Genomic DNA, 17777 nt, shown 5'->3' with positions numbered 1-17777 from the left:
GCCTGGGCGCTACCACTCCGAGTCTGGAGGAACGTCATGTCACGCATACAACTCGCCTTGCGCGTCCCCGACCTCCAATCATCAATCGCCTTCTACAGCAAGCTCTTCGACACCGAGCCGGCCAAACTGCGCGACGGGTACGCCAACTTCGCCATCGCCGACCCACCGCTCAAGCTGGTCCTCGTCCAGGGCACACCGGACGCAGACACACGCATGGACCACCTCGGCGTCGAAGTCGCCGCCACCGAAGAAGTCCACTCCGCCACAGCCCGTCTCCAGGACCAAGGGCTGGCGACCGACATCGAGAACGACACCACCTGCTGCTACGCCCTCCAGGACAAGGTCTGGGTCCACGGCCCCGGCAAGGAACCGTGGGAGGTCTACGTCGTCAAGGCAGACGCCGACTCAATGGCCAAGCAGAAGAACAGCACCTGCTGCGAGGGCCCCGTCACCGAAGCAGGCCCGCCAGCGCCCGTCGAGGCTGGTGGCTGCTGCCCGTAACCAAGCTCGACGCCCACGGGGCCGCGACCGGAACAGGGGACCGGTCGCGGCCCCGCGCCGTACTTCCTGCTCTATGCGCCACACAGATCACCAGCTGGGGCGTCATCTATTACGCCTTCCCCGTCCTGAACCCAGCCATCACCGCAGACACCGGCTGGCCCACCGGCGCCACGACAGCCGCATTCTCCGCAGCCCTGCTCATCTCCGCCTTCGCCGGGATCCGAGTCGGCCGGATGATCGACCACCGCGGTCCGCGCACCGTCATGACCGCTGGTTCCGTCCTCGGCGTGGCCAGCCTCCTCGTCATTGCCGCCGCCCCCAACCTGCCGGTGTTCTTCACGGGCTGGCTGCTGGCAGGACTGGCCATGGCGGCCACCTTCTACCAGCCTGCCTTCGCCGCACTGACCCGCTGGTGGGCACCCGACCACGTCCGCGCCCTTACCGTCGTCACCCTCGCCGGTGGGCTGGCTTCGACCGTCTTCGCACCCCTGACGGCCATGCTCGCCGACCACCTGACCTGGCGGGCCACGTATGCCGTTCTCGCCCTCATCCTCGCTGCGGTGACCGTGCCCGCCCACGCCCTGGCACTGAGAGCACCCTGGCCCGAGGCACCGCCCGCAACAGCTCACGCCGGCGAATCCTCGACCGCAGTGTCGCGCAGCCGGCCATTCTGGATGCTGGCCACCGCACTGACCCTCTCCGCATTCACTGTCTACGCCGTCGTCGTCGCCCTGGTCCCGCTTCTACTGGAGCGTGGGTACTCCACCAGCCAGGCTGCCTGGGCGCTCGGCCTGGGCGGCGCGGGCCAAACCCTTGGCCGCACCTTGTACGCGACACTCGCCCGCCACACCAGGGTCATCGCGCGCACCACCACGCTGATCGCGCTCGGCGGCGTCACCACAGCCACCCTCGCCTTCACACCCGGCCCCTACGCCCTGTTGGTCGCCTTGTCGGTCGCGGCCGGGATGGTTCGCGGCAACCTCACCTTGCTACAAGCGACCGCCATTACCGACCGCTGGGGCACCACCCACTACGGCCGCCTGTCCGGACTCCTCGCAGCACCTGCGACCACGGCCGCAGCGCTCGCCCCGTTCGCCGGCGCGGCGCTGGCCTCACCACTCGGTGGCTATTCAGTCTTCTTCGCTCTGCTCGCCGCGCTTTCCGCATTTGCGGCGCTGATCGCGCTGAACACTGTGGTCAAGGCCAGCACCGTTGATCTTGATCCGGCCCACGGAAACTAGGCGGGTACAAGTTCGCTGAGCACATCGCGCAGGGTGGCGTTCGCCGTGGGCGCAGCCTTGGCCATCTGCCGCAGATCATCGCTCTTCAAGTACCGATAGCTCTGCGGCGGGTGGAACGAACCAGCGGCCCTCAGAGCACTCAGTGGAACGGGGTCGCTGAAGGTGACCGGGTCCTCCAGAGTGAGACCGCTGGCCTGGACAGCGCCGCTCATGTACTCGTCGTATTCGCGCCTGCTGATGCCCGCCCGAGTACGACTGACCGACCACACCTCCCTGGGTGAGGCCACCTGGACCGCTGCGATGCGGGCCACACCCACGATGGCCATCGTGGGCGCCGTGGCGTACAGGAGTACGGCGGTGCCGGGAGGAGCGGCAACGCGCTGCCTCCGGACCTCCACTGTCTTACTCCCGGCCAGGATCGCCGTGGCGAATCGAGGGTGGACGGACAGCAGCATCGCGCGTTCCGAATGGCTCACGTCTTTCGGTGCCCCTCTTCGTAGACCGCCTGGAACAGCGCACTGCTGATCTTCGACAGCGACATCAGCGACAACGGTAGCCCCAGGCTCTGGGCGAGTACGTTCAAACGCCCCAGCGTCACCGGCCTCGGGAAGATCTCGGTGTCCGAGAACCTCAATGCCATGGAACGACCCGAGGAATCAGCCGCCGATCGCACTTCACTCCGACCATATACGCCCAGGTGTTCGAATTGCGAGAACAGGGCATCCGGCTCGTCGATCAGCACCTCGTCCAACCGGGAGCTGCCGATCACCATCTTGCCCTGAGCGCCCGACGTTCCCCTGCTGACATACCAGAGCAGCCGCGCGGGGACGCTCTCGCTTCGGTGCCCGGACGAGCGGTAGTAGACGTGCTCCCTACTGATGCCCAGGACGTCGCTCCGCGGCAACAACATGGCCGGAACGTTGAACAGTTCTGCCGACCAGCGCGGTTCGATGGGCACGAGGAAGGAAGGCATCAAGGAGTCAGTGACTTTCGCCGGCCACCAGGCGCGCTCGACCAGACTTGCCACCTCGGGCGGAAGGCCGGCGTGAAGCGCGGTGACGTCAACGGTCAGGCGCCCTGCGATTTCCCTGGCAGCGGAAGAGACTTCAGTGGCCGCACCGCACACGTCGACCAGCAGCGCAGTCAGCCCGTCGGCTTGCTCAAAGAAGCCGTCGTCCCCGGCGGCTGCCCGGGCCACGGGCGAGGGGCGCTGATCAGTGATGCGCACCACCTGGGCGCCTCCTTCTCGGCCGAGGCGCTTGAGCATGAACAGCAACTGCCGGGCCAGCGTCTCCTCCAGGACGTGTGAGGCGGTCCGTAGTACGGGGACGGTCAACGTTCTGCCATCAAGAGCCCATACGTACAAGGCGACTGGGTGCCCCTCCCCATCTCGCAGCAGTTCTCGACGCCAAAGCACCGAATCCGTCCCCAGCGCTCTGAGCCGCTCCTCGAAGGCGGAGCCGCTGTCGCCGTCCGCCTGATCGAAGAACGCGACCAGTTCGCCTTCAGCTCCCTGAGCAACCTCCCCTGCCGAGAACTCAGTGCCCAACAGATCCGCCGGCCGGTAGACCTGGGCCTGCCGCAATTCGTCGACGTGCAGGGTCACGACCGCCGGGGACACCACCTTTACTCCGGCCACCTCCCAGGCGACGTCTGCCAGCCGGAACAGCAGTGGATCCCTGGTGGCTAGAACCTGAAGACCGGCGCAGGAAGTCTCAGCGACGTAGTGCAGCCGGCTCCGCAGGGTCGCGTCCAGCTGCAGATTCGGCAGCCTCTCGGAAATGGCAGTCATCAGCTCGCCGTGGCGTGAGGCCACAGCATCAGGATCCGGAGTGATCTGGCGCATGCTCGGCAGAGCAGCTCGCTGGTGCTGCCGTTCTGCATGGGCTGCAACGTCCCGCACATCCCTCAGCAGCTGAGGCGTGAAAGCGAGCTCGATGAGGTCTGCCAGCCAGCCTGCTTCTAGAGCCCGAGACTCCTCCGCCTCGCCACCCGGCTTCCCGCCCCCGATGTCCGCGAACACTCCGTGATCCACGGTCACGACCAGCAGCGCGTCGCTCTCCACTTCAGCAAAGAGGTCAGCATGCCCGAGGTCCAGCCACCAGCCATCCAGAGTCTCCTTGTCACGCCCGCGCCCGAGCGCCTCCCCTCGGGGCACGAAGCCCAGACTCGACCACATTCCGCTGAGGTCGTAGTCGCGACGGCACTTCGCCTTGATGCCGAGCCGTTGGGAGTGGCGCTCTCGGATCGTCTGGATCAGTAGACGAGCAACCCCTTTGCCACGGTGTTCCTCCGCCACACACAGATGCGCCAGCCTCACGTGGGGGCTCCGCTTGGGCAGCCCGAACAGTGCGTAGCCAAGCAGTTCGTCCCCGTCGAGTGCCACCAGCAGACCGCCGTCCTCCGCCGCCTTGCGGTAAGCCGGAGGCGTCAGCAGACCGAGCGTCTTCGTGTACCTGTCCCCCAGCGAAACGGCTGCGTCAAGCAAGTCGGTCTGCGACTCCGAAACGGGCAGCACCTTGATCACCATCAGAACCCCCTCCGGATCAGCCCATAGCGGGTGGAGCTGATCCTTTGAGTCAGTGCTTACAGGAGGGGCTGAGTCGGGCCAAGGCGCTTTTTGATCAAATACAGCGCACTCGGCCACAATTCGCCTCCCGCTTTGCACGGGACCCGGTGGCTGCCTGCCGAACCCCGGCTCTCAGGGGACGGGGAGGAGGGGGGCCAGGCGGTGGGCTCATCGATAGGCACGACGAGGTTTACGGTGTGGCATGTGCCCAACCTCCTGCGGCGTGACGACGTTTGATGGGAGACGCCGGCCGGAAGGCCGAAATGCGTGAGCGATGCGTGAGCGGACGGTCCAGCACAAGGCGTCACGAGCCGGACCGACTACGAATCCGCGTGGCTCTGACCAGGCAGGACAGCACCACGCGGCAGACTCAGGCACCCCCCGGCAGGACTTCGATCCCACTCCTAAAGCGGGTGTCGCAGGTTCGAATCCTGCCGGGGGCACCAGGGAAAAGGCCCGGACCGATCATGGTCCGGGCCTTTTTGACGGCATCATTTGACGGCAGTCGCGTCCCAGTGTCGAGCAGGCCGCGTCACCTCGCGGGCTTCATCACGTGCCCCAATGCGACAAGACCAATGCCGATCACCAGCAGCGACGGCGATCCTTGGTACCAGCTCATCACCATGAGCAGGGCCCCCGCTCCCCACACTCTTGGCTGCCGTACGAGCCGGGGGAGCCAGTGCCCAGGCATCCGGCCGAGCAGCAGCGCATGTACTCCGAGGACGGCCCACGCGACGGCCAGTGCCATCACCAACAACAGGGCACCCACTACGATCATCCCGAACATTCCCACCCCAGGGCTCGCCGCGATTCGACCGACAGTCTCTCAGGCGGTCGGCAGACGGCGCTTGAGCAGCCGGTCCATGTGGCTGATCGCCTCCCGCTGGGTGTCGTGGACGACGTGGGTGTACACGTCCATCGTGATGCTGATCCGGCTGTGGCCGAGGATCTCCATGATGACCCTCGGTGCGACGCCGGCCGCCGTCAGCAGCGTGGCGCAGCCGTGGCGGGCATCGTGCAGCCGGACCACCCGCAGACCGGCACCGGCAGCAACCCGCGTGAACGAGCGGTAGACGCTCCGGGGCTCGACGCCCGCGCGGCACGCCCCTGCGGACGCCCCGGCTGTGAATCCGGCTCGGCCCCGGCTGTGGCTCCGCCGCGACCGAGACCCCGAGCCCGAACCCACCCCCTTATTGACGTGTCAGCGCCAATCGTGGGTTGATGGGCGGTACGTAGCGTGGGAGCGCTCCCACGCTGCGTACGTACCCGCACTCCCGCCTCCGGCCCCCTCGGGAAGGACACCCCGTGCGCAGCAGACGTCACCCCCTCCTCGCCGCACTCCTGGCCGCCCTGTTCGTCTTAGCCGCCGGCTCGGGCCTGGCCGGCGCACCGTCCACCGCCGCCGCGGCCACTGCCGCGGACCCGGTACGGATCATGCCGCTCGGCGACTCCATCACCGGCTCTCCGGGCTGCTGGCGCTCCATGCTCTGGGACCAGCTCCAGAAAGCCGGTTACACCGACATCGACTTCGTCGGCACACTGAACGCCCAGAGCTGCGCCCTCACGCACGACGCCGACAACGAAGGCCACGGCGGTTACCTGGCCACCACGACCGCCGACCAGAACCTGCTGCCCGGATGGCTGGCGGCGACCGCGCCGGACATCGTGGTGATGCACTTCGGAACCAACGACGTGTGGAGCAGCATCGCGCCCGACACCATTCTCGCCGCGTACACCAAGCTGGTCGGCCAGATGCGGGCCGACAACCCGGCGATGAAGGTGCTGGTCGCCCAGATCATCCCGGTCAACCCGAGCAGTTGCGCCGAGTGCGCCGCCCGTACGGCCGCCTTCAACGAGCGGATTCCGGCCTGGGCCCAAGGCATCACCACCGCGCAGTCGCCGGTCACCGTCGTCGACCAGTGGACGGGCTTCGACACGGCCACGGACACCTACGACGGCGTGCACCCCAACGCCGTCGGCGACGCCAAGATGGCGGCCCGCTGGTTCCCGGCACTGTCGGCCCTGCTCACCCCGGGAGACCCCGAGGAGCCCGGTGAGCCCGGGAACGCGGGGTGTTCGGCGGCCTTCCGGGCGGTGTCGGCGTGGCAGGGCGGGTACCAGGGCGAGGTGACGGTCACCAACACCTCGTCCACGGCGCCGACTTCCTCCTGGACGGTGACCCTCGCACTTCCGGCGGGCAGCCGGCTCACCCAGGTCTGGAACGGCGCGCTGACCGGGACGACCGTGCGCGACGCCGGGTGGAACGGCACGCTGGCGGCGGGGGCGAGCACCACGTTCGGCTTCCTCGCGAGTACGTCGGACGCGGCGGGCGCACCCTCGCCGACGACCTCGTGTGCGGCGTCCTGATCTGCTGAGCTGCTGATCTCCTGAAGGTTGCGGTCGGCGCTCCGGTTACGGCCGCACGTCATGTGCTCCTGCCGCTCGACAGGGCGGCAGGAGCACCCCCCCTGGCGCGCAGGAGCACCCCTGGCGCGCAGGGCAGCACATGTGCGGAGGGACAGGGTCCCCAAGCCCTCCCGTGCAGCGCGTGGCACGCCCCTCCCCCGGCCCACGTCCGCCGCCCCGAACCGCGAAGTGGCTGCCATCTGCGGCAAGTGCATGGGCGCAACGGAGGTTGCGCACTAAAGTCGGCTCATCACTGATGGTTACGGGGCCGGTTCCCGGCGGGCGAATGCCGGGGAGCCGGTGGGGAGGGCCTGTAGAGCATGAGCCGTCGCTCCAATGGGTTGGTCGGCGTCTGGGCGGAAGCGCAGCGCCAACAGCAGCGTCAGCATGAGGCGCAAGCCAGATACGTACGGGATCAGGAGAGGCGGCAACGCGCCTACGAGCGTGAGCTCGCGCGCAGCCATCGCGAGCAGAAGGCGGTCTACCGGGAGCAGCGCGAGGCCGAGGCCCGGCGGCGTACGGCGGAGCTGGATGCTCAAGTCGAGGGACTTCAACAGCTGTTGGCGGCGGGGTGCCGCGCGCCCGCGTTCAGGGCATCGGCGCTGAGCCGGGCGGAGCAGGTCGAGCCCTTCGCGCCGGGGCAGCTTGCGCAGCCCGTCCGGATGCCGGACCAGAACGATCCCCGGTACCAGCCGCAGGGCGGTGGCTGGACCGCCGCCCGGCGGGCTCAGGCGCAGACGGAGGCCCGGGCGGGGTTCGAGCGCGACTGGCATGCCGCTCAGGCCGCGGAGGCGCAGCGGCAGCACCAGTTGGCCACGTACCGGCTCCAGTACCAGCAGTGGGCCGACAACCAGCTGGGCGAGATCCGCCGGCACAACGCGGGCATCGCGGAGATGGCGGCCGGGCTGCGCAACGGCGATCCCGAGGCCGCGGTGGAGTACTTCTCCGCCGCCCTCTACGCGTCGACGAGCTGGCCGGAGGGGTTGCCCCGACAGGTGTCGGCGGCCTACGACTCCGGCGCCCGCCAGTTGGTGCTGAACTGGGAACTGCCGCGGTACGACGTCGTTCCCGAGGCGAAGTCGGTGCGGTACATGATCAATGCCGATCAGGAGAAGGAGTCGCCCCGGCCGGTGACCCAGCGCCGCGCCCTGTACCGGGACGTGCTCGCTCAGTGTCTTCTGCTGGTTCTGCGCGATCTGTTCGCGGCGGATGAGTTCGGTGCGCTGGAATCGGTCGCGCTGAACGGGTTCGTGGATGATCACGACCCGGTGACCGGCCGGCGCGCGCCCATGTTCCTCGGCACGGTCATGGCCCCGCGTTCCGCTTTCGCCGCGCTCCATCTGGAACAGGTGAACGCCGTCAACTGCCTGGTGGACGGGCTCCGGGGGCAGCTCTCCTCGCGCCCCGACCAGTACGTGGCCGTACGGCCCGCGCGGGTTCCCGAGGACGTCGGCAACGGTGTCGTCACCCATGGCGGCGACGAGGACCCGGATCTGTACGAGATGGACCCCCTCGCCTTCGAGGCCCTGGTCGCCGACCTCTTCCGGGCCATGGGCATGCAGGCCGTGACCACGCAGCGCTCGAACGACGGGGGCGTGGACGTCGACGCTCTGGACCCGGCCCCGATTCGCGGCGGCAAGATCGTCGTACAGGTCAAGCGGTACCGCAACACCGTGCCTCCGACGGCGGTCCGGGATCTGTACGGCACCGTCCAGGACGCCGGCGCCAACAAGGGTGTCCTCGTCACGACGTCCGGGTTCGGACCGGGCTCGCACACCTTCGCCAACGGCAAGCCCCTGGAGCTGGTGGCAGGTTCGGAACTGGTCGACCTGCTGCACCGCCACGGACTGCGCGGGCGCCTCGGCACCGGCGAACGCCCGGTTCCCGCCCAGCGGACCGCGCCGGACGAGGAGTCCGACACGGGCGCGGACGACCACAACGTGCTGGGCATGTACTGGTCGGGCAGTGCCGCCCTGGACGTCTGTGCGCTCGTCTGCCAGGGCAACCGGGTGCTGGACGACGACCATTTCGTCTTCTTCAACAACCCGCGGACGCCCGACGGTACGGTCCGGTCGCTCACGCCCGTCGCGCCGGACAGAGCTGCCATCCAGGTCTCCTTCGACGCCCTGCCGACGCGCGCCGACCGGCTCGTCGTCATCGCCGCCGTCGATCCCGTCGCCAATCCCACCGCCGATCTGTCCGGGTTCGCCGACGCCGGTATCCGGCTGCTCGACTCCGGGTGGAGCCCCATCGACCGGCTGGACGTCTCCGACGGCCGCGCCGGCGAGACGGCGCTCGTCCTGGGGTCCTTCCGGCGGCGCGCGAACGGCGACTGGGAGTTCGTCACCGGGGGCAAGGGCTACCGGGGCGGTCTGGAGGAACTGATCCGGGAGTACGGCATCGACGTGGAGTAGGCCCGCCCGCCACGCGGCCCGCCCGCCACGCGGCCCGCCCGGCACGCAGCCCGCCCGCCACGCGGTTCCGGCGTTCGGGCTGCCCACGTTTCATCGGATCCCACGTTTCGTCGGATCCCACGTTTCGTCGGATCCCACGTTTCGTCGGATCCGGATCGGGACGGGCTCGTCCCGAGACGCCTGTGTTCCGCCGGACCGGGACGAGCCCGTCCCGGTCCGGCGAACGGCCTCAGGCGAGGAACTGGCGGGCTCCGCGCAATGTGGTGCGCAGCGTGCGCTGGGTCGCCCGGCTGTCGAGGCGTACGTCGAGGGCCCCGGGGAGCCCGCTGTGAGCCCTCAGGCCCGTGGGCAGTCGGGTGGCGTCGAGGCCGTCGCGTCCGGCGATGAGGATGCCGAGATCATGACGGCTCAGCGCGTCGCCGCCGCCGAGATGACGGATGCCGCTCGCGTCTCCCGTCGCGAGTTCCATGAGGGCCGCAGCCAGGTCGGCCACATGCACCGGGCACCGGATGTCGTCCGTGAACAGGGCGCCGGCGCGGGCCCCCGCGGCGAGTTCGTGCACCACACGTTCGTGCGCGGACCCGCCGTCGCCGATGATCAGCGAGGTCCGGGCGACCACGGCGTCCGGATGCACGAGGAGGACTCCCGTCTCCGCCGCCGCCTTCGCAGCCCCGTACGGGGTGACGGGATCGGGCAGGCAGGACTCCTGGTAGTGGACGCGTGCACCGGAGAACACCGCGTCGCTGGAGACATGGACCAGACGGCTCCCGCGCTTCGCCGCCGCCATCGCCAGACGGACGGGTCCCTCGGCAGTGGCCGCCCAGTCCGCTCCGCCGCTCGACGCGTTGACGATGACGCGAGGGCCGACCCGGTCCACGACCGCTTCCACACGTTCGGGATCCCGCAGGTCGAGGGCGTGCCAGGCGGTCTCCCGTGAACTCCCGGGCCCGGTCACGTAGGTCGCGGCCGTCGGTTGCCCGGTCAGCGCCGCTTGCCGGAGCAGTTCGGTGCCCAGGAACCCGGAACCACCGACGATCAGAACGGTCACCACGCCTCATTCCGGAACGGCCCTGCCAGATCGGCCGGTGTCACTGCGGAAGCACCCTGCTTCGTCCGCCGCTCCGACCCCGCCGGACGGTTCGCGTGCCACCGCCGGAGCCGGTCGCCGCCGGACTTCGGGCCGGTCAACGGCCCTTGTTCCGGGGGTGGTTACGGGCCATCCGCTCGTTTCCGAACTTGTAGGCGCCCGTCCAGCGGGCCATCACCGCCTGGGCGTCGCCGGACTCCGCCTCGGCCACGAACTTGGCGGCCCGGTCGCCGCGCAGTGTCGTGGCCCTGCGGTCTCGGTGGGTGATGACGACGGTGCCGTCGGCGTGGGATTCGTAGCTGAATCCGGAGGGTGCCGGCATAAGCGGGTCTTCCTTCTCTCGTAGCCGTACCTGCTCGTGTGTTCCGCTCCGGGAAGTATCCACCGGAGTGCTCGCCCTGCCGCTGAGGCGGCCGGCCGCCTCAGCGGCAGGAGGCCCTCAGCTGGGCCGCCGCGTGGTGTGCGCCCACCAACTGCGTGCTGCCCCAGTCCCGGCCCCGGTCGATCAGCTGGACCGCGAAGGTGTCGCCCTTGACCGGGTAGCTGTTCACGTCGACCGCGCTGCCCCGGTGCGCGGTCTGGCGTACGGCGAAGCCCGTGTACGCCGAGTCGGCGTCGAACGGGTCGGAGAGCACCCGGTACACGGTGGGGTTTCCGGCGACGTCCTGGTCCCGGGCCGAGCGCGGGACGAAGACGGTCAGGGCGCACTCCCGGAACCCGGACCCGAGGTGCCAGGACCAGGTGGCGCTGGAGCCGCGGTCCTCGTCCGGGCTGCCCGACATCGGGACGGCGCTGAACCGGCCGTCGCACGAGCCGCCCCGGAAGCCGCCGGAGCCGACCGTGTACCAGCCCGCGTCCCCGTTCTCGAAGCGCCCGTACTCGCGGTACTCCCCCGTCGAACAGCCGGGGCCCGCCCACGCCGTGTAGCGGTACCCGGGCCGGGCCGACGCGGCGGGAGGCGAGGCCGGGGAGGAGGGGGCGGAGGAGGCGGGGGCCGAGGGGCTGATGCGGGTGGGGGCGCCGCCCGCCCGGTCGCCGGCGCCGGGGCCCGGGCGGCCGACCGCTCCGGTCCGGGTCTCGCCGCCCGCCGACGCGAGGAACGACACCGCCGTCACCAGCGCGCCCGTCAGGACCACCACCCCCGCCGCCAGCCAGGCCTTACGGCTCGCCGGCAGGGTGGACATCCGGCCCGCGAGCGTCTCCCGGACGATCCACGCACCGTCACCGCCGGCCGCACGCGTCACCGAGTCGCAGTCGGGACAGCTCATACCGGGCAGCGCACCACGTCGTTGACCGCCGCACTGTTGGCACCTCATGGCAGCACACCCTGCCAGGGCCGCGTCGCCGCAGGGAGGGATCGTACGGAATTGGCCGGGACGGCCCCCGCACCGCTGCGCGGGGGCCGGCGGCGGGCGTCAGCGCAGTTCGTCCGGGCACGGAGTCCCGGGCGGCAGCTGATAGGGAGCACCGAGCCGGTACACGCCCGGGCGCGGGGCGAGCAGTTCCGTCCACTCGTCGCCGTACTCGTCCTCGTCCATCTTGATCAGGCAGCCGTTCGTGTTGGCGAAGGACTTCGGGCTGTCCTTGTCCGCACGCTGCTTGGACGCCTCGGTCTCCTGCGGCCGCTCCAGGCTCTTGCCCTTCTCGTCCACGACGGCGAGCCAGGGCGAGTACGGGATACGGATCAGGACCCGGCCCGCCTCCTTCACGTGGATGGTCAGCTCCCCGGCCTCGGCCTTGTCCACCGTCGCCGGCGGATCGGCCATCGGCACGGGGCCGTCGACCGCGAAGAGCCGCCAGTTCTCGTCGGACCAGATCGCCTTGAGGTACGGCAGCCCCTTGTCGACCAGTTCCGTCTCCTGGACGGCGCCGCTGGAGTCCGGGTCGCCCGTCGGCAGCACCACGTAGTGGACGGCCCAGCGGTCGAGCCACTGGCGGTAGTTCACGGGGTTCAGGGTGTCGTCGTAGAAGAGCGGGTTGCGCTCCATGTCGGCCTGCCGGTTCCAGCCGCGGGCCAGGTTGACGTGCTGCAGCATCGCGGCCGACTCCCGGTGGCTGCTCGGGGGAACCACCTCGACCCGGCCCCGGTCGGCACCGACCTTCTGGAGCTGGTCGACCAGCGGCGCCAGCGCCCGCGTCCAGGACGCGGTGGGCGCGGTCCGGACGATGTCGTCGACGCCCTTGAACCCGATCCAGAAGTTCAGTCCGACGAACGCGAGGACCAGTGCGTACCACTTACGGGAGCGGGGCACGGTGTACGGCAGCGCGGCCAGCAGCACCACACCGGCGAACAGCATGGCCATCCGCGAGACGTTCGAGCCGATCTGCGAGTCGATCACATACGTCAGCAGCGTCCCGATGCCGTACACGGCGGCCGCGGTGCGGACCGTCCGCCAGTCGCCCGGCACCAGGAAGAAGACGAGGCAGGCGAAGATGAACGGCCCCGACAGCGTCGCGACCGACATCGGCTGCGTACCGGAGAACGGGAAGAGCCACGCGGACAGCGCCACCACCACGATCGGCGCCAGTCCCAGCGCGTACGCGCCGGGGCGCCGCTTGTGCAGGAAGAGCGCGGCCGCGATCACGCCGAGGAAGAGCCCGGCCACGGGGCTGCCCGCCGTCGCGAGGGCGGCGAGCGGAGCGGCGACGGCCGCCTTCGCCCAGCGCTTGTACCGCCAGCGGTGCGGCCAGCAGAACACCGCCGCCGTCGCGCCGATGGCGAACATCATGCCGAGCCCGAACGTCACCCGGCCCGACAGCGCGTTGCACAGATACGCGAAGACACCCGCCATCGAGCAGGCCAGCGGATTGCGCACGGCCTTCACCCGGTACAGGATCAGCGAGGTCAGACCCGCCGAGACCGTCCCGGCGATCATCATCGTCGTGCGTACGCCGACCAGCGACATCAGATACGGCGAGACGACGCTGTACGAGACGGGGTGCATGCCCCCGTACCAGGCCAGGTTGTACGCCGTCCCGGGATGGCGGCCGACGAACTCGGCCCAGGCGTCCTGGGCCGCGATGTCGCCGCCGCTGTTGGCGAAGAAGAGGAACCAGAGGATGTGGGCGACGGCCGCGACCGCCGTCGTCAGCAGGACCGGATGCCTCAGGCACCGCTCCTTCAAGCCGCCGAACCTCCCGGTGAACCCACCGGTTCCGCCCGGTCCACCGGGTCCGTCCGGTCCGTCCGGCCCTTGTGTCCCGCCCGCGCTGCTCGCGGATCCTGCGGAAGCCGTGCTGCTCGCCCGTGTCGGCTCGGCAGTGGTCACTGCGACTCTCCCCGTCCCTCCCCGGACGCGTTGGAACCGCCGGCTTGCCTGCTCGGGTCTCATGGGCGGGAAGACGCGTTCCAGGGTCCACGCGTTGCCCACGGGACGCTAACACGCACATTCACGCCACCGCCCGGAAAGTGCCCGGTAAGGCCCGTGAGGTGCCTCGCACCTCACGTCCGTCCGTCCCGCCGCGCCGTTCCGTGACGTTCCCGGGCCCTGCGCCGAGCCGTCCGCGGCCTCTCGTCAGTCCTTCGGAGCCTTCTGCCGGACTTCCGGGGCCGTCCGCCGGGCCGTCCGCCGGGCTTCCGCTGGGCTTCCGCCGGGCCTCCGCCGGACTTCCGGGGCCGTCCGCCGGGCCGTCCGCCGGGCTTCCGCCGGGCCTCCGGGAGCTTTCTCCAGGCTTCTGCGGTCTCAACCGGCCGCTTCCGGCTTTCCCGGCCCTTTCCGGGCCGGGGTTCCGCGTCCCGCAGGCCCGAGACCCGGCCCGGTCCCGGGCCGGGACCAGGACCGGGCCGGGTCCGGGCGCCACCGGCTCCGGGCCGGTGGCGCGGGGCGTCAGCCGATCCGGGTCAGCTTCTGACCGAAGCTCGGGTCCTTCAGGTCCTCCTGAAGCGCGACCGGGGTGCTGACCTTCCCGGGTCCCGATCCCACGGTCACCACGCCGACCTTCGTGCCCGCCTTCATGCTGCGCGAGATCTCTTCGGCGTTGCCCTTCACGGACAGCTCGATCTTGAGCCCGGACCAGCCCTTCGCCTTGAGGTCGGCGGTCGCGACCAGCGGGGTGTGGCCGCCGAACCCGTCGTCGACGTACCCGACGACGTCGCCCTTCTTCACGACCGTGGCGGACGTCACGGCCTTCTGCGCGTCCCTGATCAGCTCAAGGCTCTTGTTGATCGACATCACGAGGCTGTCGTACGGCTGGCCGGTACCCGCCTGCTGTCCCATGACCGCGCCGTAGATCCAGAGCTTCTTGCCGTCCACGACCGTGTTGGCGGACCAGACCAGGTTGCCGCCGGCCGGAGTGGAGGAGCCGGTCTTGATGCCGCTCACACCCGGCTCCAGCAGGATCGTGTTGTTGTTGTAGATCGTTCCGTCGACCCCGTCGATGTTGATCTGCGGAGTGTCGACGATCTCCCGGAACACATCGTTCTGCATCACGGCCCTGGCCAGCTTGAGCTGGTCGGCGGCGGTGGACACCGTCGTCTTCTTCAGCCCGCTCGGGTCCGTGTACGTGGTGCCGGTCATGCCGAGTTCCTTGGCCGCGGCGTTCATCTTCGCGATGAACTCCGTCTCGGACGAGTCCCAGCGGGCGAAGAGACGCGCGGCGTTGTTCCCCGACGGGATCATCAGGAGCTGCAGCAGCTGCTTCTCGGTGAACTGCTGGCCCTGGCTGATCGGCGCGGTGGACTCGTCGCCCAGCTTGGACTCGTCCTCCGCCTGCTGGTCGACGGTGATCTTCTCGCCCTGCTCCTTGCCGGTGAGCGGGTGCTCCTTGAGCACCACGTACGCCGTCATGATCTTGGCGACACTGGCGATGGGCGCCGGCTTCTGCGCCCCCGCCGAACCGAGCGAGCCGACACCGTCCACGGTGACCGCCGACTGCCCCTGCTCGGGCCAGGGGAGCTTCAGGTCGCCGCCCTTGAAGGTGTAGGCCGACTCCGCCGTCATCGTCAGCGCCGGTGCCGGCAGCGGCCGCACCATCTGCACGACTGCAAAGACGATCAACAGCAGGATGAGCAGCGGGGTCCAGATCTTGACCCGGCGCACAGCGGTGCGGACCGGGGTCTCCGGCGGCGGCGGGGTGTTCGTCAGCTCCGCCAGCAGGTCGAGCGGCGGCCGGGGCGGCATCGGCTGCTGCCGGGTCCGCTCGGCACCGCTGAGCGACGCGGCGGGCGGCTGCTGACCGGCGCCGGGAGGCGAGGGCGCCTCCGGGGCGCGGGGCGCGGGCGCCGGCCGTACGTCGTCCGCACGCAGCTTCACGAACTTGCTGGTCCGCTCGGCAGGGGCCTCCGGCCGGGACCCGGTCCCGGCCTTCGGCTCGGCCTTCGGCTGGGACTTCGACTCCGCCGGCGGCGGGGTGATCTTCAGCGCGGTCGTCGGCTGGTCGACGCGGGGCAGCCTCGGCGCCTTGAAGACAGCCGTCGCCTGATCGATTCCACGCGTGTCCGCAGCGGGCTGCGCCTCGTCGCCGGCCCCCTCGCGGGTCCGGGGAACGCGCACGTCGGAGGCGGTGTCGGCAGCTGCGTCGGAGGCGTCGTCGGAATCCGAGTCGGAGTCGGAGTCCGAGTCGGAGTCGGACGCCGAGTCCGAGTCCGAGTCGGAGTCGGCGTCGGAGTCGGTCGGCGTCCCCTCGTCTTCGGGCGCCGCTTCCTCACCGTCGGACGCGGCGGGCTCCTCAGGCTCCGTAGCCGCCTCGGCATCGGTGGCGGGCGCCTCACTCTTCGCGCCCCCGTCCTCCGCGGCCTCCGCGTCCTCGCCCTTGGACACCCACGCGGCAACGGCGGCACGCAGCCGCGCATCGCCCTCCGCGGGGTCGGCGGCTTCGGCCGACGCTTCGCCGGACTCGTCCTCCGCGGGGTCCGCGGACTTGGCGGGCTCGTCCGCCGCAGACTCCGCAGGCTCCACAGACCGCAAGGGCTCCGAAGGCTCCACAGACCGCGCGGGCTCCGAAGACTCCGCGGGCTCCACAGGCTCCTCGGACTCCGCCCGCGCCTCTGCGGGCTCCGTACCGGCCTCGGGGGCCTCCGCCGGGCTCTCAGCGCCTTCTACGGTCTCCGTGGCCCCTTCGGCACCGTCGACGGCCTCGGGCTCCTGAGGAGTCGCCACATCCGAATCCCCGGGATCGTCCGAAGAGGAGTCACCCGAAGCGGCATCGCCCGGAGCGGGGTCGCCCGGAGCGGCATCGTCAACGGCCGCGTCAACGGACTCATCGGCGCCGCCATCACCACCGGCGGCGACACCGCCCTCGGCATCCTCGGCACTCTCGGAGCCCTCAGTGCCCTCAGTGCCCTCGGCGCCCTCGGCGCTCTCCGGCTCCTCCGGCTCGGACGACCGCTGCGTGCGGAAAACGGCTGTCGCCGTGTCCGTACCGCCTCCGGACTCCGCCGGAGAGGCGGGTTCACGGAACACGGAAAGACGCGGATCGGCCTCGCTCCGAGTCGCTCCCGACGACTTCTGCTGCTCCGACTTGTCGGGGGACTCGCCCGCCACCGATGCCTCCTCCATGCGGCGCGGGGACATCCCCGCGCTGTCCGAACCATCTACCAGTGTCCCGTGTGAACCCTCGGCCGGACTGCTAGACGAGAACGACATACCTACTGGTTCCCGCACAAAGCACCCAGGCGCTCTCGACAGACAGATGTGAGAGGGGTCACCCTGTCACTCATCCACGCGGGGAGGCATGGATGGGCAGGAGCCGCAGAACAATTCCGGAGGAGCTTCTGCTGCTCGCTCTGGACCCGACCACGGGTACCACAGCGCAGCCGCAGTCGCTCGACCTCGGCCTGGCCGGGGCACAGCTAGTGGAGCTGGCTCTGGCAGGACGGATAGCCCCTGATGGGGATCGTATCGCCGTGGTGATGCCACGGCCGACAGGAGATCCGACTCTGGACTCCGCACTGGAACTGCTGCGCAGACGCGGCAGCCCGGTCCGGGCCGTCCACTGGATCGGCGGACCCCGGCTGGGGCTTCGCCAGATTTATCTCGCTCATCTGGAGCGGTGCGGCATGGTGCATGCCGTGGCGGGCCAGATGTGCGGAGTGCTGCCGACAACTCGCTACCAGGCGACGGACACGGCAATCAGCCGGGACATCAGAGCCAGGCTGGACAGTGCGATCCGCACCGGCGTACCGCCGGACCCGCGGACCGCGGCGCTCGCCGCACTGGCCCACGCGGTCGGACTCGGCAAGCACCTGTACCCCGGGAACGAGGGGCGCTCCTCGCGCTCCCGGCTCCGGGACCTGATCAGACACGACCCCATGGGCGGTCTCGTGGCGCACGCCGTCATGGACGTCCAGAACGGGGCCGTCGCACAACCGCGCCGCAACCAGGCGGCCGGTGGCGTTCCGTTGCAACAGCAAGTGCAGTCGCAGTCACGCCGCGACAGCATGGCGCACACCGTGGCTCATTAGGGCCGCTCGGGCGTCGAAGCAGCACCCGCACGACCCGGCGCCACCTGCACCACAGGGCACCGCCGAGCACCGCACCGCATGCATCACATGCACCGCACCACACGCATCACACGCATCACAGCGCACCACCGCACCAACCGCATACCGCCGCACCGTC

At 70.1% G+C, this 17777-nt stretch carries 13 protein-coding genes and 1 pseudogene; 5 read left to right on the top strand and 9 right to left on the bottom strand.

The genetic code is table 11. The features are described from left to right. The first annotated feature begins 36 nt into the window (after positions 1–36). Positions 37–501: an ArsI/CadI family heavy metal resistance metalloenzyme gene (locus ACIQMX_RS33830; RefSeq protein WP_103492408.1), complete on the top strand. Its 465-nt coding sequence runs from the start codon at positions 37–39 to the stop codon at positions 499–501. Beyond that, positions 492–1742 (top strand): MFS transporter, encoded by a 1251-nt coding sequence (locus ACIQMX_RS33825; protein ID WP_402483951.1) that lies wholly within the window; start codon positions 492–494, stop codon positions 1740–1742. The genes ACIQMX_RS33830 and ACIQMX_RS33825 overlap by 10 nt, the downstream gene beginning before the upstream one ends. Here ACIQMX_RS33825 and ACIQMX_RS33820 read toward each other — a convergent pair. The 4 genes and pseudogenes from ACIQMX_RS33820 to ACIQMX_RS33805 form a co-directional block, all read right to left on the bottom strand. Further along, positions 1739–2218, bottom strand: a complete 480-nt coding sequence (locus tag ACIQMX_RS33820; RefSeq protein WP_308120369.1) for an ASCH domain-containing protein — start codon at positions 2216–2218, stop codon at positions 1739–1741. The genes ACIQMX_RS33825 and ACIQMX_RS33820 overlap by 4 nt on opposite strands. Beyond that, positions 2215–4272: a GNAT family N-acetyltransferase gene (locus ACIQMX_RS33815; protein WP_402483862.1), complete on the bottom strand. Its 2058-nt coding sequence runs from the start codon at positions 4270–4272 to the stop codon at positions 2215–2217. Before ACIQMX_RS33815 ends, ACIQMX_RS33820 begins: the two co-directional genes overlap by 4 nt. Positions 4273–4843: 571 nt before the next feature. Beyond that, a complete protein-coding gene (locus ACIQMX_RS33810; protein ID WP_363069149.1) occupies positions 4844–5089 on the bottom strand; it encodes a hypothetical protein in 246 nt (81 codons plus the stop codon). 48 nt (positions 5090–5137) lie between these two features. Continuing rightward, a pseudogene (locus ACIQMX_RS33805) lies at positions 5138–5404 on the bottom strand (tyrosine-type recombinase/integrase); the annotation flags it as partial. Positions 5405–5616: 212 nt separating this feature from the next. Between ACIQMX_RS33805 and ACIQMX_RS33800 the strand changes: the two are divergent. Both ACIQMX_RS33800 and ACIQMX_RS33795 read left to right on the top strand, forming a co-directional pair. After that, entirely contained in the window at positions 5617–6678 is a 1062-nt protein-coding gene (locus ACIQMX_RS33800; protein ID WP_402483860.1) for a GDSL-type esterase/lipase family protein, read from the top strand. Positions 6679–7037: 359 nt separating this feature from the next. Then, a complete protein-coding gene (locus ACIQMX_RS33795; protein WP_402483858.1) occupies positions 7038–9131 on the top strand; it encodes a restriction endonuclease in 2094 nt (697 codons plus the stop codon). 229 nt (positions 9132–9360) lie between these two features. Here the strand turns inward: ACIQMX_RS33795 and ACIQMX_RS33790 are convergent, their stop codons facing one another. The 5 genes from ACIQMX_RS33790 to ACIQMX_RS33770 all read right to left on the bottom strand — a co-directional run bounded on the left by ACIQMX_RS33790 (position 9361) and on the right by ACIQMX_RS33770 (position 16700). Then, positions 9361–10179, bottom strand: a complete 819-nt coding sequence (locus ACIQMX_RS33790; protein WP_363069143.1) for a sugar nucleotide-binding protein — start codon at positions 10177–10179, stop codon at positions 9361–9363. 136 nt (positions 10180–10315) lie between these two features. Beyond that, positions 10316–10540: a hypothetical protein gene (locus ACIQMX_RS33785; protein WP_402483855.1), complete on the bottom strand. Its 225-nt coding sequence runs from the start codon at positions 10538–10540 to the stop codon at positions 10316–10318. Positions 10541–10640: 100 nt separating this feature from the next. Beyond that, positions 10641–11486, bottom strand: coding sequence for an adhesin (locus tag ACIQMX_RS33780; RefSeq protein ID WP_363069139.1), 846 nt, complete (start codon positions 11484–11486; stop codon positions 10641–10643). Positions 11487–11633: 147 nt separating this feature from the next. Continuing rightward, on the bottom strand, positions 11634–13487 hold the full coding sequence (locus ACIQMX_RS33775) for an MFS transporter (RefSeq protein WP_402483853.1): 1854 nt from the start codon (positions 13485–13487) through the stop codon (positions 11634–11636). 558 nt (positions 13488–14045) lie between these two features. Continuing rightward, a complete protein-coding gene (locus tag ACIQMX_RS33770; protein ID WP_402483949.1) occupies positions 14046–16700 on the bottom strand; it encodes a serine hydrolase in 2655 nt (884 codons plus the stop codon). A 194-nt stretch (positions 16701–16894) separates the two neighbouring features. Here ACIQMX_RS33770 and ACIQMX_RS33765 point away from each other — a divergent pair, with 194 nt between their 5' ends. Continuing rightward, the gene (locus ACIQMX_RS33765) at positions 16895–17620 is read left to right on the top strand and encodes a GPP34 family phosphoprotein (RefSeq protein ID WP_363069135.1); all 726 of its coding nucleotides are present in this window, start codon (positions 16895–16897) and stop codon (positions 17618–17620) included. Positions 17621–17777: the final 157 nt, after the last annotated feature.

The sequence above is a fragment of the Streptomyces sp. NPDC091416 genome, from assembly GCF_044756845.1.
Taxonomy (GTDB): domain Bacteria; phylum Actinomycetota; class Actinomycetes; order Streptomycetales; family Streptomycetaceae; genus Streptomyces.
Note: the sequence above shows the minus strand (reverse complement) of the source record. Positions and strands in the feature narration are given on the sequence as shown.

Coding starts and splice junctions, on each gene's coding strand:
- ACIQMX_RS33780 (WP_363069139.1), bottom strand. CDS start 11,486: ATGAGCTGTCCCGACTGCGACTCGGTGACGCGTGCGGCCGGCGGTGAC.
- ACIQMX_RS33765 (WP_363069135.1), top strand. CDS start 16,895: ATGGGCAGGAGCCGCAGAACAATTCCGGAGGAGCTTCTGCTGCTCGCT.
- ACIQMX_RS33785 (WP_402483855.1), bottom strand. CDS start 10,540: ATGCCGGCACCCTCCGGATTCAGCTACGAATCCCACGCCGACGGCACC.
- ACIQMX_RS33815 (WP_402483862.1), bottom strand. CDS start 4,272: ATGGTGATCAAGGTGCTGCCCGTTTCGGAGTCGCAGACCGACTTGCTT.
- ACIQMX_RS33830 (WP_103492408.1), top strand. CDS start 37: ATGTCACGCATACAACTCGCCTTGCGCGTCCCCGACCTCCAATCATCA.
- ACIQMX_RS33810 (WP_363069149.1), bottom strand. CDS start 5,089: ATGATCGTAGTGGGTGCCCTGTTGTTGGTGATGGCACTGGCCGTCGCG.
- ACIQMX_RS33795 (WP_402483858.1), top strand. CDS start 7,038: ATGAGCCGTCGCTCCAATGGGTTGGTCGGCGTCTGGGCGGAAGCGCAG.